The sequence below is a fragment of the Prochlorococcus marinus str. MIT 0917 genome (assembly GCF_027359575.1).
In the GTDB taxonomy this organism is placed as follows: domain Bacteria; phylum Cyanobacteriota; class Cyanobacteriia; order PCC-6307; family Cyanobiaceae; genus Prochlorococcus_B; species Prochlorococcus_B marinus_D.
Genome location: NZ_CP114784.1, coordinates 910367 through 924621 on the forward strand (window position 1 = coordinate 910367; position 14255 = coordinate 924621).

Annotated in this window: 20 protein-coding genes; 11 read left to right on the forward strand and 9 right to left on the reverse strand. The window is 31.7% G+C overall.

Annotation, left to right across the window (positions count from 1 at the left end):
* Positions 1–272: 272 nt before the first annotated feature.
* The 4 genes from murD to O5637_RS05385 all read left to right on the forward strand — a co-directional run bounded on the left by murD (position 273) and on the right by O5637_RS05385 (position 2915).
* The gene (gene murD, locus O5637_RS05370) at positions 273–1682 is read left to right on the forward strand and encodes a UDP-N-acetylmuramoyl-L-alanine--D-glutamate ligase (RefSeq protein ID WP_269606750.1); all 1410 of its coding nucleotides are present in this window, start codon (positions 273–275) and stop codon (positions 1680–1682) included.
* A 95-nt stretch (positions 1683–1777) separates the two neighbouring features.
* The gene (locus tag O5637_RS05375) at positions 1778–2086 is read left to right on the forward strand and encodes an MATH domain-containing protein (RefSeq protein WP_269606752.1); all 309 of its coding nucleotides are present in this window, start codon (positions 1778–1780) and stop codon (positions 2084–2086) included.
* Positions 2087–2199: 113 nt separating this feature from the next.
* The gene (locus O5637_RS05380; protein WP_269606754.1) at positions 2200–2622 is read left to right on the forward strand and encodes a hypothetical protein; all 423 of its coding nucleotides are present in this window, start codon (positions 2200–2202) and stop codon (positions 2620–2622) included.
* 47 nt (positions 2623–2669) lie between these two features.
* On the forward strand, positions 2670–2915 hold the full coding sequence (locus tag O5637_RS05385; RefSeq protein WP_269606756.1) for a hypothetical protein: 246 nt from the start codon (positions 2670–2672) through the stop codon (positions 2913–2915).
* Here the strand turns inward: O5637_RS05385 and O5637_RS05390 are convergent.
* The 4 genes from O5637_RS05390 to O5637_RS05405 form a co-directional block, all read right to left on the reverse strand.
* The gene (locus O5637_RS05390; protein ID WP_269606757.1) at positions 2912–3778 is read right to left on the reverse strand and encodes an EamA family transporter; all 867 of its coding nucleotides are present in this window, start codon (positions 3776–3778) and stop codon (positions 2912–2914) included. The two genes, O5637_RS05385 and O5637_RS05390, sit on opposite strands and share 4 nt — an antisense overlap.
* A 94-nt stretch (positions 3779–3872) precedes the next feature.
* Positions 3873–4634 (reverse strand): GAF domain-containing protein, encoded by a 762-nt coding sequence (locus O5637_RS05395; protein ID WP_269606759.1) that lies wholly within the window; start codon positions 4632–4634, stop codon positions 3873–3875.
* A 244-nt stretch (positions 4635–4878) separates the two neighbouring features.
* Entirely contained in the window at positions 4879–5127 is a 249-nt protein-coding gene (locus O5637_RS05400; protein WP_269606760.1) for a hypothetical protein, read from the reverse strand.
* Positions 5128–5982: 855 nt separating this feature from the next.
* Positions 5983–6369 (reverse strand): OsmC family protein, encoded by a 387-nt coding sequence (locus O5637_RS05405; RefSeq protein ID WP_269606762.1) that lies wholly within the window; start codon positions 6367–6369, stop codon positions 5983–5985.
* 212 nt (positions 6370–6581) lie between these two features.
* On the opposite strand from O5637_RS05405, the gene O5637_RS05410 reads away from it, so the two are divergent.
* Positions 6582–6953, forward strand: a complete 372-nt coding sequence (locus O5637_RS05410; RefSeq protein ID WP_269606764.1) for a hypothetical protein — start codon at positions 6582–6584, stop codon at positions 6951–6953.
* 67 nt (positions 6954–7020) lie between these two features.
* Positions 7021–7215: a hypothetical protein gene (locus O5637_RS05415; protein WP_269606766.1), complete on the forward strand. Its 195-nt coding sequence runs from the start codon at positions 7021–7023 to the stop codon at positions 7213–7215.
* A 203-nt stretch (positions 7216–7418) separates the two neighbouring features.
* Here the strand turns inward: O5637_RS05415 and O5637_RS05420 are convergent, their stop codons facing one another.
* Positions 7419–7565, reverse strand: a complete 147-nt coding sequence (locus tag O5637_RS05420) for a high light inducible protein (RefSeq protein ID WP_269606767.1) — start codon at positions 7563–7565, stop codon at positions 7419–7421.
* Positions 7566–7694: 129 nt separating this feature from the next.
* Positions 7695–7802 carry a high light inducible protein gene (locus tag O5637_RS05430; RefSeq protein ID WP_011125327.1) on the reverse strand — a complete coding sequence of 36 codons (108 nt, stop codon included), beginning with the start codon at positions 7800–7802 and terminating at the stop codon, positions 7695–7697.
* A 193-nt stretch (positions 7803–7995) separates the two neighbouring features.
* On the opposite strand from O5637_RS05430, the gene O5637_RS05435 reads away from it, so the two are divergent.
* The 5 genes from O5637_RS05435 (at position 7996) to O5637_RS05455 (ending at position 10784) form a co-directional block, all read left to right on the forward strand.
* Positions 7996–8256, forward strand: coding sequence for a hypothetical protein (locus O5637_RS05435; RefSeq protein ID WP_269606770.1), 261 nt, complete (start codon positions 7996–7998; stop codon positions 8254–8256).
* A 330-nt stretch (positions 8257–8586) separates the two neighbouring features.
* On the forward strand, positions 8587–9261 hold the full coding sequence (locus O5637_RS05440) for a DUF3386 domain-containing protein (RefSeq protein ID WP_269606772.1): 675 nt from the start codon (positions 8587–8589) through the stop codon (positions 9259–9261).
* A 599-nt stretch (positions 9262–9860) separates the two neighbouring features.
* A complete protein-coding gene (locus tag O5637_RS05445) occupies positions 9861–10055 on the forward strand; it encodes a hypothetical protein (RefSeq protein ID WP_269606774.1) in 195 nt (64 codons plus the stop codon).
* 46 nt (positions 10056–10101) lie between these two features.
* Positions 10102–10425, forward strand: a complete 324-nt coding sequence (locus tag O5637_RS05450; protein ID WP_269606776.1) for a hypothetical protein — start codon at positions 10102–10104, stop codon at positions 10423–10425.
* A gap of 188 nt (positions 10426–10613) precedes the next feature.
* Positions 10614–10784 (forward strand): hypothetical protein, encoded by a 171-nt coding sequence (locus tag O5637_RS05455; protein ID WP_269606777.1) that lies wholly within the window; start codon positions 10614–10616, stop codon positions 10782–10784.
* A 48-nt stretch (positions 10785–10832) separates the two neighbouring features.
* Here O5637_RS05455 and O5637_RS05460 read toward each other — a convergent pair whose 3' ends face one another.
* The 3 genes from O5637_RS05460 to O5637_RS05470 form a co-directional block, all read right to left on the reverse strand.
* Positions 10833–11039, reverse strand: coding sequence for a hypothetical protein (locus tag O5637_RS05460; RefSeq protein WP_269606779.1), 207 nt, complete (start codon positions 11037–11039; stop codon positions 10833–10835).
* Between the two features lie 340 nt (positions 11040–11379).
* Positions 11380–11547, reverse strand: a complete 168-nt coding sequence (locus O5637_RS05465) for a hypothetical protein (RefSeq protein WP_269606781.1) — start codon at positions 11545–11547, stop codon at positions 11380–11382.
* A gap of 595 nt (positions 11548–12142) precedes the next feature.
* Complete coding sequence (locus O5637_RS05470; RefSeq protein WP_269606783.1) at positions 12143–14068, reverse strand: ABC-F family ATP-binding cassette domain-containing protein; 1926 nt, start codon at positions 14066–14068, stop codon at positions 12143–12145.
* Positions 14069–14255: the final 187 nt, after the last annotated feature.

A 14255-nucleotide genomic window follows, 5' to 3' on the forward strand; every position in this document is an offset into this window, starting at 1 on the left:
ATGCATTCGCATCAAAACAACTTTTAGAGAATAAAGCCAGATGTATTAACGTTTTTTTAATCTTATTAAAATAAATTGAAAAAATTTCAACTTTATTTCTTAAAAAGTGAGCTATTCAATCACCAAGAAGCGAAATATCTTTATTTAAGAATCAAAACAATACTAATATAAAAATATTTTATATTAGAGATAGTCAAATGGCATACGATCAAATTTATTCCAAGGCAACAGCGACCTACCAACGATAAAATCTATTAACATTAAAATCTAAATTGTCAAAACAAAAACAATCAAATCAAATACATATTGTACTTGGACTAGGCTGCTCAGGAGTAAGTGCAGCAAAACTACTTAAATCAGAGGGGAAGAAAGTTTTAGTTTTAGAGAATAATTCAAATGAAAAACTATTAAATATATCTAATAAATTAAAATCAGAAGGAATCAACGTTATTTTACTTGGCGAACCACTTAATATTAATAATTTTACTCCCTGGATAGAAAGTATTTGTTCTATTACTGTGAGTCCAGGAATAGATTGGAAGCATAAAGCTCTAAAAGAATTAAGATATAAGAATATCAATGTTCAGGGAGAAGTAGGATTAGCCTGGGAAAGATTAAATCATATACCCACTATTGGTATAACTGGAACAAATGGGAAGACTACCGTCACTAGCATGCTGAATCATGTTCTTAAATTAAATAATTTAAACACTGAAATGGGCGGAAATGTTGGGAAAGCATTATCCAAAATCGCTTTGGAAAGCATTAAAGATAATGACCAAGAGTTAAACTGGCTAGTACTAGAATTAAGTAGTTATCAAATTGAAGGTTCACCAAAAGTAGCCCCGACAATAGGTATATGGACAACATTTACACCTGATCATTTAGAAAGGCACAATGATTTAGAAACTTATTTCAATATAAAGCGTAGTTTACTAGAGAAATCATCCATTCGAATTTATAATTCTGATGATAAATATTTATCAAGTAAAAGAAAAGAATTACCTAAAGGTATATGGGTTGGAACAAATCAACAATCCTTCTACTCTCAATATCAAAAATTCTGGATCGACGAAAAAGGATATATATTTGAAGACCAAAAACAACTATTTCACAGCTCCCTACTCAAGATACCAGGTAAACATAATTTGCAAAACCTCTTGCTCACAACAGCAGCAGCAAGAGAAATAGGTCTTGATCATTTAGCAATAGCAAAATCTATAAACTCATTTGAATCTATTCCTCATAGATTGGAGTATTTAGGAAGGATAAACAATCTAGGTGTCTATAACGACAGCAAAGCAACTAATTTCGACTCTTCACTAACTGGTTTAAAATCTATTCCTCATCCAATAATTTTACTAGCTGGTGGTATTCAAAAAAAAGGAGATTATCTACCATGGATTAAACAACTAAAGCAATCGACTAATGGGATAGTTTTATTTGGAATTAGTTCAAATAGCTTAAAGAAAGCATTATTAATGTCTTCTTATAAAGGAGAAATAATTGTAAAACATAATCTAGAAGAAGCTACAACAGCATCTATTCATATGGCAATAAGAACAAACTCTAAAAGTATACTATTATCTCCTGCCTGTGCAAGCTTTGATCAATATCAAAACTACGAAGAAAGAGGCGATCATTTCAAAAGACTAGTTAAAAAGTATAGAGATATCAAATAATCTACTTAAAAAAAACGAATTAGATTTGGTCGGGGATCCACCCTTGGAGAAAGTTTATCTCATGATAAATTGGGATTAAGTATTAAAAGTATAAATTGAATAACAATCAATTCTCACAAAATGCTATTAGTCATAAGGAATTAAATGACTTTTTTATCAAAGCAAAAAAAGATATATCTTCAAATAGTACCCCTGAGAATAATCAACTCAAAGAAAATCAAGAATTCACTGATTTAATTAAGACCTGGACAGAAACAAGTCAAAAAATATTACTAAGTATGAAAAACGAACAAAAAGTTTTAACTGAAAACAGAAATCCTAAATCTCTTATGGCCTTTGGGGCTATGGGAGCACATATAAATATGGCCTTACAAGCACTCAAAGCAACAGAATCTGATCATTAAAGATTAAATATTAGAAAGTTTATTACATAAGAATTTAAAAGAACTAAATGCACTTTTAAAAAAATATAATTAGGAATTAAATCCTTTGTAAAAGGGTTATACACTGTTTTATTTTGTCTGAACAAAACCAAAATCCACTTGTTCTCGTTCCAGAGTCAACTGCTAAGTTGATGAAATCGCTATCAGGAGAAAGTAAAGGCTCGGTTGATGATTTAATTTATTGTCACCTATATGGAGTTGTAGGTGATTGGTACCTTTCGGAGATATCAGAAGACAGGGAAAAAGCCTTTGGATTTCAAATAATAAATTATGAACCTGTTTGGGAAATGGATAATTGGTTAACAAATTCTAGTGAATGGGGAGAAATTCCGATAAAAGCACTGCAAGAACTTGTAAATGAGAAATTTATAAAAGAGAAAGATATTCGTTTTTTGATTACCAGAGATTTATTCTGGGAACCTATCAAGTTTTCAGCAATTAATATCGATCAAAATACTCTTTTCTATCCAGGTACAACTGATAGAAGTCTATCTTGAATATATGAAAGACTGAATCTTACCTACCTGAATAACTTCTAATTCAAATGAAAGAAATAGACCCCAAAAATGATCCTCTTTATTTACTAACAAAAGCTGTCGAGGAAGGCGACCCTAAATCTGCGAAAAAAGTTAAGGATCTCCTTGATAAATCAGATAATCCTTCAGAAATGAGATATTTGGAAGGATTGCTTATACTACTAGGTGAAAAGCCTGGAGAGCTAGAAGATCCGCCCGACGTCGAAGATGATCCAGATGAATATTGGCAAGAAAATGATTACTTTGAAGTCTAAATCAAAGCAAAAGCAACTCCTATAAAAGATAAAAAGGAATAAAAGATTGTTAAATTATTTATTTCATCGTCCTCCCTCTTTGAGATAAAAAGTGCACAAACAGGAGAAAGACTTAACAAAGTCCAAGCAATACCTATAGGTAAAAATTTAAAAACTATCTGTTGAGATAATATTCCAAAATTAGTACCAAGTAAGGTTGATAAAATTAAACTTAAATGATTTTGTTTCGTTAGTGATCTATTTTTAAAAAGATCCAAAAAATCTTTTTTAAAAATTAAAGATAAAAATATTGATGATGATAAAAGTCTAATTTCAGTAGTTTGTAAGGGAGTTAATGTAGAGCTGATAAAAATAAATCTTGACATTAAAGCTGCCAAAACAGCACAAAAGACAGATCCTAATGCGCAGCTTATACCAAGAATATTGATATCTCTAGAGTCATTTTTTGGAAATGTATTTTGACGTACAATCATCAATAAAGAAAAAGAAACTATTAAAGATCCTATCCATACTTTTTGAGGATATATCTCATTGAGACTCAATGCTCCTAAAGCAGTTGCAATTATTGGCGTTAAAGCCTCAAATGAAAGAGTTTTTCTAGTCCCTATTATTTTTAATGAATTTATATATAAAGTATCCCCTATAGAAATACCGACTATTCCGCTAATCATCAAAATAAATATAGAAAAAGCATCAGAAAACCAACTTATAGTTAAGACAACTGGTAAAAAAAAGATTGAAGCAAGAACATTTTTATAAATGTTGATTTGCCTAGGTAGCAAGTTTTCAGATTCTCTACGCCAAATAGAACACGCAAAAGTCCATGATAATACTGCAAATATTGCCGCAAAGAAACCAATCATATTTAAAACTTTTTAATGGAAAAATTTAAAACAATTAAATATTCATCAAAAGTTTAGGAAATAATTAATTCACATAAGTTTATTTCCTAAGTAATTAACTAATTTTTTTGCATTCTGGCTTTTTATTTTTACTATTTAAATTAATTTCGTCATCACTCCAAACTTCTAATACATCAGGAAAGTGCTTTTCCATGCATAAATCGCAAATCCCATGACTAAAACGAATATCTGCAATTTTTGAAAGGTATTTTTCTAGATGCTGCCACTCACCCTCGGAATCTCTGACCTCTTTGCAATATGAACATGTCGTTAAAATCCCTTCCGTATTATGCATATGGGTAAGAGCATCAAGAAGACGAATAGATCTTTTACGAAGTTCCAATAAGGTTACGACCTGTCTGGATAATGCCTCCATAATTTGATGCTGTTGATCCGACAAATGTCCCGGCTTTCTATCAATCACACAGAGAGTTCCTATTCGCTGATCATTTGGTGTTTGCAATGGAAACCCAGCATACAAACGAATTTTTGGTTCCTCTACTACCAAAGGATTTGATTTAAATCTCTCATCTAACAGAGCATCCTCAATAATCAAGGGTTCTGGACTAGCAATTGCATGAGCACAAAAAGAAACATCCCTAGATGTTTCTTTTGTCTCAAAACCACACATTGATTTAAACCATTGCCTATCTGTATCAACCAAACTCATTAAAGAAATAGGGGTTCCGCAAGTTAAAGAAGCGATTTTTGTTATGTCGTCATAGCATTGCTCAGGTTGAGTTCCTAAAATCCTGTACTCAGCAAGAGCTCTTAGGCGCTCTTCTTCATTGCTTATTTTTGGGGGATCAAAACCCAAAATAATTCATTATTTATATGTTTTAAGAATAGATAATATTGAGTGAGAAAAACAAATCTCTTCTCAATAATAAATAATTAAGTTTTTATAAGAAAATCTTCAAAAACATAAAAATCATGCTCGATATTAGAAAAAATATTAAACAGGAAATTATACTAGACAATCTATCAAAACTAGCTTATGGTGTATAATTTACTTTTCTTTTCTTTGTCAATAAATTAAGTAAATACTTTTAATTTTGTAATCAAAAGGTCTTCGTATTCCTAATTTTAAAACTATTTTTAGTTATCAAATTATCATCACTAATATCTAGACCTTTGACACTTGAGATCTGTCCTTTCAGCCCCTCTAATTGAAGTTGATCAATCATCTGCTGAATAACCTGACTCTCTACTAATTTCTGATCAATCATTTCTGGAGTCATTTTCTCAAATAATTTACCTGCTTTAGAGGCAACCACATCTGAGGCATTAGTAATTTTGAGAAGAATCATGATTAAATCAAAACTTAGATAAATTGAAATCAAATTCAATCTATTTATAATTAAATATTATATAAATTCTTAACTCATCTAATATTAAAGAATTATGGAAATATAATTCAACTAAGAATCAATATAAAAATTTGAATTAAAGCCAAGACTATAAAGATCCAAAGCGATATCATTCCTATTTTATTATGAAACGAACCCTTTCGATAAAATGATGGGCCTGAGTCCCAATCCCTTGTCATTCCTAAAATTCAAATAATATAAAAATAACATAGCAATAAATTTGTATTTTGATTGCTCCCACAAAAAAGTAATACAATTAAAAATAATATTTTAAAAACATCTAAAGATATCCACAGAAAAAAAACATATTACATAATAATAAGTCTAGATGAAATCTCAAACACTAGAAATTTCAAAGAAGTTAAATTTTCCCTCTTATAATGAGTAAATGAATTTTGAACACGAAAGAAATCTAATTTGAAGAATATTAGTTTCAGCTATATTTATTTATGCAATTCCTGGTAAAATAATAAATTTCGAATGGACTGCTGGATTGATCTCAAATAAAAATATACCTCCTACTTTAGCTTAATTTTTGTTATTTTTGGCAATAATTTGCCTAGTTTTTGGCTCAATACTTTTTATATAAGGATTTAACAAAATTAGGAGTATCTTCTACTAATATTTATAGTTCCAACACCTTATATATTTCATTTTTTCCTTTCCAAATAAAAGCTGTTCTCAAGAATACTGCTCTAATTGGGTGATTACTTATCGGTATAGATAATGCAAAAACAAAATCCCTCAAAGAACTTTTTAATAATCAGACAATTAAAAAATAATCAAAAAGTTAACTCAGTTTTGAAATTTTCGCTTGTGCCAATTCAACTTAATATCGACGGAGTCCTCAAGATTAAGCTTTACAGGACATTTTTCAGCTGTGCTTTGAAGGATTTTATACTTGTCAGAATCTAATTCAGATGGCATAAAAATTTCTAGCGCAAGAGTCTTTATTTTTCTAGGTCCATCTGATGTCATTGTTTTATAAACATCAATTTTAATCTTACCAAGTTTCCATCCTCTACGTTTTGCCTCGATCCCCATAATTGTTATTACACAAGTTCCTAAAGAAGAAGCTAGTAAATCAGTTGGAGCAAAATCTTTTCCTTCTCCGTCATGATCTTTGGGTGCGTCAGTATGAATTACAGAACCTGAAAGAGAATGTTTTGCTTCAGTGTGCAAATCCCCAAGATAAGTGCAGCTGATTTTCGTAGAATTATAATTAGTATCTTTTGAGTTTTTGATTTGAAGAACCTATTTAATAGATTTATTTTACCAAATTTATACTCTCATCAAGTATCCAATAAGCTCCTTTTATTAAAGAAAAACGAATTATGATAACAAATAAAAATATTATTATTTACAGAGAACAATTTACCTTATAAACAAAACGAATGATTTTCATTTCATTTTTTCTTAGTTTACTTATTACTCTTAATCCTTCTTCAAATTTTATTTGTGATGGAGATAGATTAACTGCGGTCATCAGGAATAACTTAAATGGAGATTTCGCAATAACTAATGATCTTGAAAATATTGATAAAGGAGCATTTATTGTTCTTAATTGGCGAGATATAAACCTCATGCTTCCAGTATCTTTTAAGGTCGGTGATATATCTTTCACAGACAAGAAATGGTTATGGAGTTATCAGGATGAGAAAAATGGATTAAGAATGGATGAACCCAGATTCGCTCAACTTTTGCCTAATGGAGAAATTCAAGAATTTTCTTGTCAAGCTATTTACACGGGAGACATGGTTTCATGAAGAAACCCTTAAGCAGGAAATAATCAAGACATGCTATGGCTAGATTTTAGTAGTTGAAAAAACTTAAATGACTGTATCAAGATCAAAGAGATTTGTATTTATTGATACGAAGCAAAATGTAAGCAAAAAACAAGTTTTTATTTTTGGATCAATCATTGCTAGTAGTTGCTTAAGTGGTGCATTTCTAATAACTTTGTATATTGAATATCTTCATAATCCAGCTTTTCACAGCTTTGTTCAATCAAGAGGAATATTCCTTTGAATTTTGAGTTAATTAATTTTAGATATTCCTTGTAAGACTAAAAAAGCTCTCAATTGAGAGCTTATACATTGTTTTAGAAAGTTTATACATACCTTAGAGCTGTCAAACCAAAGAATCCATTGTCAACAACTAAATCAAGAAAACCAACAATTGCTAAACATCAATTAAAAAGTTAAGCAATTTCCTAAATAACTTTAAATCGGTTACACAAAACCAGGGATGATTTGACCTGTGGTTGCATATGCGCCAACTAAGGCAATACAACCAAGTAGTGCTGCATAACCGTTAAGCCTTTCTGCGGTTACCTTTTCAGGATCAATGTTTCTTGCGATGTTTTTTTGAGTAGACATTACACAACACCAGGGATTAGTTGGCCAGTTGTTAGGTAGATACATGTGAGGGGTAGGAAACTCATCATGGCTGGCCTTCCGATACTTCTTTCTAAAATTGTTTTATTAGAAGGTTGCATAACTAAAAATTCAGAAGATGCCAGGAATTATTTGACCTGTTGTTGCATATGCGCCAAAGGCTGCAACAAAGCCAAGCATTGCTGCCCAACCGTTAAACTTTTCTGCTTCAGGTGTCATTTGAATTGGATTTAATGTGGAATAAATGTAACGGAGTTACACCTGCGGTTGCTGGTGGGCAACCGAACATACCAGTAAAAATAATTAAACACATTAGAAAAATATATATATATAAACGAAACTTTAATCAATACCTTTTCTTTGAAACACTTGTCAAATTCCTATAGTTAGAGAAATTAAATGACAGAATAATTTGTACGACCCCTCGATTGGACAAGAATCACTCACTACAGTTGATGTTGTAGGCGTACTTGTCGGACATATCCTTTTTGGGATTGCCGCCACACTTTTAATTGATTGGAGTTGGATTCCCTTAAGTCCTCAACAAAAAGAGAGTGGCCGATCACTAAAAGAGATCAAAAGAAGCTGGGGTTGGGATGAAAAAAGTGATATGCAAGATAAATCTCTAAGCTCAGAAAAAAGAACATCCTCAGTTAAAGAAAACAACGATTAATGTTTTAATCACCTATAAAGTCAAATAATTTACAGTGATACGTATCATATAATCTGACAATTCTTAGAAAATATATTAAAGATATAAAGCAAAAGTTTTAAACCTGGTAATGCTTTTGTGTGATAGCCATTTCTTGCATCGTCTTGGCATCAAAAATAATAACATTAAATAAAATGCGATTAAACATTAATTCTTGGAAAGTAATTTATCTATGTTTGTTGCTCTTAATAATTATTATAGATAACTATAAATAATTGTGTTTGGTAAATATATTTTTAATTAGTTTATAAAAATCTTTAATTGACTAAAATAATCCATAAATAAAGTTTTATGCTAACCAAGGAAATGTCAGGAACTGATTGTACGCATTTATTTAAGTCAGCCTATGAAAATCGCTACACGTGGGAATCAGATTTTTCAGGTTATAAAGGTAGATGTTCTTGGACAGATGGCAAAAAAGAAATAGAAGGAAGCTTTTGCTTAGGACAAGATTTAAAAGCCACTGTTAACGAAATAGATGACGAAGAAATACACAAAGCCATTTCTTCACAACTTTGGGAAGTTGCTATTCATAGAGTCAGAAGATCATTTGAACAAACTCATGGTAAAAATACCTTTACTTTTGGAGATACAAATGAAATCGGCTCAGAAGTTATAGTCGGAGGAAAAAATGAAGGTGACAAATATAGAATCAAAAACAATGTTGTTACGATGGTTTATAGGCATATTCATGGAAATCTAATAATCATCCTCACTAACGATGTGACTCATACTGGTAATGGCTACTTAAGCAAGAGTTATTCCAGTCAATATCTTGATCCAATTTCAAAAAAAGATTTAAAGGGAAAAAGCTTTTACAAAGATACTTTTATACCTTTATTCAAAGGTGGGCCTTGGGTTTTATCCTCTAGGTCCATACATAAAGAATCCTCGGAAGGTTCAATAATAAATAAACAAGTATTTTCTTTTTCGGATTTAAAAAGTCTTGGCTCTGAGCAAGGCTAGCTTATGGAAACATAGCAAGAATCATGATTTGTATAAGAATATCTGCCTAAGTGAAAACCGGGATTTATAAATTCACTTTTTTCGATTATGAGTAAATCGTGAGGACAGGGAGGTTACAAATGCTTCTCAAGCTCTACAAGGATTTATTTTTTAGCTGCTTTTTTTAGTGTTTTTGAAGTCCTATTATTCTTTTTAACCAGATCAGCCTTGCTTGGATTAGGGATACTGAATTGAGTTAGTAATTTCATGAAAATTATGAGAAATTAAAAAATATTCAAAACTTATAAATAACTAATCATTATCAACTTGAAACTCTTTTAATGAGTCTCCGTAATAACTCATAGCCAGTTGAAGCAAAACCCAGTTCACAGCTCTAGACATTGTGACCTCGAAATGAATTCAACTTAAAGATGGCTTATGTTTCAAAGCTTTGCCATGAGTAATTATTATTTTTAAAGGATTTAAAAAATCCGTTACTAATTAAAAATCAAAATAGTCATCAATCTTAGTTCTAAGAACAAGTAACGATAAGTAATTATTCATAGCATTTGTGCATTTTAAATATAAACTTTGCTCATAAAGCAATGGAAAGGTATTGTATGGTTTTTCTTTCGAATCCTCAAGTGTGGCACTTGCCTGGCACTTGGTCTGAACAACCTCTTGATGGACCTTACTTAGGGATGACCTCAAGTCAATTAAGTTGGGTAGCTGCATCTATTTTGATAACTCTATTGTTAGCTTTTAGTGTTTACATACTTGAGACGAGCAACTCCAGGCGTAAAAGAAGTTCTTAGAATAGCTTGAATAATTAACACGGACTTACTGGAAAAGTTATATTTCATGACTTATTTTATTTTATATTTTTTTGGCATAGCTTCAATTTGGTGGGTTTATCGTGTTGGATGGACTGAAGCTCTAAAGACCATTCTGAGTGTTTTAATTCCTTCTTTATTAATTATTCTTTTTAATGTCAAAGCAGGACGACTCATATTCAAAAACCCTACAGTTGGGATCATAAGTGTTCTTCCTACCGCAATTTTTATTTATCGAGGATCAAAGCCTCTCGTATTTGGAATTAATAGTTGGATAGATAGGAAAAGAAACGAGTTTGTCGATTCAAAAGAAGTGGTTGATGCCGAAGTGGTTTCTAAAGAGGAAGCATAAATTTTGATTTTAACAACGTAGTCATATTGAGAGATTTGAAGATAAGAAAATGCTCAAACTCTTTTCTATAGATCTCTTTCCCATTGAAAAAAAGTGGATTATATTTTGAATTTCGAAAAAATTAGGAGTTTCTTTATTCTTTTATTAGTTATATTTGTTGAACCCTTTGGATAAATGGCAATAATAAAGTGATTAATAATTCAACCATGACAGATAACGAGCCAAAGTGGGATTACACCACCAAAGAAGGAAATTTTGCTGCAGGAGCGGCCGTCGTTGGAGGGAATTTACTAGTTCTTATTATTTACATTCTCTATAGAACTGTTCCCTCTGTTCACCATTTCATTATAGGGAGATAACTCAAAAGTTACCTGGAGAACGACTTTTATTATTGGAGAACAGAATTCTCAGTATCTTCGGTTAGTTGTTGATTGCGTCCATATGAAAGCCAATAAAAAAGCCATTCCAATGAAAGGGAGAAGGGTTTTAATCAACCCAACTAGAACCAAAACCCCTATCCCCGCAGAGCTATAAATTGCCCATTTCGGAAAATATCTACCTGCTCTGCTCCCTTTATTACTTGAAGGGGGAATTACTTCTGGATCTATAGCCATTTTCTAATGAAAGATAATCTACTTTTTATCAGAATAAATTCATTCAAAAATAAAACAAGCACCTAATGAATACTGTAATCATGAGAATTTATTGCTAACCATATCCTTATATATAAGTTTAATGAAGCATCTACGTATTTTTAGTTTCTTCGAATAATCCAAAAAAAGTCCATGCTATCAATAAAATAAGTCCTATGAGCAAAGAAAAGATGGCAAAAGTAAATTTCTCTAAAAAAAGAACTGCAATTGCTGTTGTTATGAAAATCAAAGAAAAAATCAAATAAGTATTGGGAGAGATTTTTTTTAGAAACTCCATAATTCACCTATAAAAAAATGTTTATTACAAAGGAAACTCAGATTTTATCCATAGGGCAGAAATAACTTTCATAAGTAACCACATAACTAGAGCACCCTCAAGGAAGCCAAACCAATAAAGGGCATAGTTAGATATCCCCATTTCTTTTTGAGCACGTTCAAGAAATGATTTATGCCATTTAATCAACTTCACAATTGATCTGTGTACACAAAATTATTATAGTTAAAAGCGGCAAATAACAAATTTTTTTCAGGACAATGGCATCTCATATTCTTGTGAGAGTTTTTCCATACCACAGCTCTAAGGCTAACGAACTAAAAACAAACATAATATTTTCTGTCTTGTATTAATAACTACAAAAATGAGTCATTTAAAATCTAAAAATATCACTACAGTAATTCAAACTAATTCAGCAGGTTTTTAATAGGCATAAAAAATGTAATCTTATTCTAATAATATGGATATATTAAAATGCCTTAAATTATTAGAGGCATGAATTTATCTTGAATAATTCAATCCCCTATAAGTGAGCTTTATATGAGGCTTTGAAGCAGAATTACAATATACGTATGATCTTCCATTGAAATACATATTGACCATGATACATACTCCTCAAAAGTGCTCAAGTCCCCGTCCTCTGGCTTGAGTCGAACTGCGGTCTACATAGGCAGATCGGACGATTGAGTAGCAAAATCTACATCCCTTTTATAGTATTTATACTCAAGAATGTTAATGGTGACGATTTGGTCTCAATCTGTTTTTCTACGTCACAAAAAAGATTACGTTGTTATTTGGCTAGCTCAGACAACTCACTTAGCTCAATCCATCTATCCTCATGCTCTTGAATAGCTTCAATAAGCTCTGCTAACTGATGACTGATTTCACTAATGTCTACATCACTATCAGTTATTTTTTTTTCTAAATATCTTTTCTGTTTTTCTAACATAGGTAGTTTAAGATCTAATTCTTTCAATTCTCTAGCTTCTTTAAAACTCAATTTCCTCATAGTTTGTTGAGGGTTTGATTTTATTTCTAATCCAACCTTGTTATGAGAATTATTAACCAGCTGATCTCGTTCCTTTATTTCTTTATTTCGCTCCTCTAATATTTTTTGTTCCAGAAATCGAGAGTAATTACCTTCATATCTTCGTAAGTGACCATTTTCAAAATTAAAAATTCGATCAATAGTTCGATCAAGAAAATATCTATCATGCGATACGACTACGACACAACCTTTGAAGTCCTCAAGAAAATCTTCTAGCACGCTTAGTGTTTGTATATCTAAATCATTTGTAGGCTCATCAAGCAACAATACATTGGGAGCTTGTATGAGCATTTTACAGAGAGCAAGTCTTCTTTTTTCTCCTCCTGAAAGCTTAAGTAGAGGACTATGTTGCTGACTGGGTGGAAACAGGAATTTTTCTAAGAGTTGTGATGCGGTTATTTGTTTTCCTCCATGATCAATTCGTAATGCAGCTTCCTCTACGAATTCGATAACTTTGCGCTTTAGGCCACTCCCTTTATTTAAATCATTTGTATGTTGATCGAGATAGCCAATATGAACAGTTTCTCCAAGTTTTATTTTTCCACTAGTAGGCAATCTTTTACCTGCAATTAGATCTAAAAGAGTTGATTTACCACTTCCATTTGGACCAATAATACCTACTCGATCCTCCGGACTAAAGCTATACGTGAAATCATGTAAAAGATCCAAATTATTCTCTTTATCATTTAAAGCAATTCCTACACCTTCAGCTTCAATTGCAATTTTTCCAATTCTTCTACTCAATGAATTCATTTCTAATTTAACTTTGACATGATTTTTAGGTTTCGCTTGCATTTCAGCAATCCTTTGAATACGTGCTTTTTGTTTTGTACTTCTTGCTTTGGGACCTTGTCTTAACCAAGCTAATTCCTTTCTTAAAACACCCTGAAATTTTTTCTTTATAGATACCTCTGATTGTTCTTGTTCAACTTTTTGTTGAAGAAATTGGCGATAATTCCCCGAATACTTGCGAGCTTCTCCATTATTGATTTCGACCATCCGATTAGTAATGCGATCAAGAACATATCTATCGTGAGTTATCAAGACAAGAGCGCCATCATAATGGTCTAACCAATTTTGAAGCCATTCCACTGCAGATGCATCGAGGTGATTGGTAGGTTCATCAAGAAGTAACACATCTGGTTTAGAGACAAGTGCAGCGGCAAGTCCCACTCTTTTGCGGTAACCACCAGAAAGCTCTTTTACTGGCTTATCTAAATCTTTTATACCTAGTCTTCTTAGAACATCTTGGCATTGTTGTTCTAAATTCCATGCCCCAGCAGCATCCATAAGTTCACTCGCCTGACCAAGTTTTTCCAAAATGACTTCATCTTCTGGGCTTTGAGCGACTTTTCTACTTAGCTGACTGAAATTAAGTAATAATTTTCTTTTTTCTCCACACCCTGCAAGAACTTCTTCCAAAATACTGTTTTCACTGTTGTAACTTGTTTCTTGCCCAACTAAAGATATCCGCAAAGATGATAAACATCTCCTTTCTCCTTCCATCAAAGGTTCTATCCCTGCAATGACTCTCAAAAGTGTTGATTTTCCAGATCCATTTGGACCAATCAAACCAAGTCTCTCTTTTTTATTTATATGAAGATCTAAATTGTTAAAAAGATTTTTTATTCCAAAGTCTGTTGAAGCATTAACAAGACTAATCAACACAGCTTACGTCCTCACGTCCATAACTAAATCTAACTCATAAATATTACTCCCCCCCTTAGTCCTCATGATCTTTTTCAAAGATTGAAGATGAAATTTATAAATAAATTCTGTAATTGCTTAATAGCTAATACATTCTATTTCAACAGTTACATCAACCACGAAATATGTAATAGTGCTGCAAGAGCAG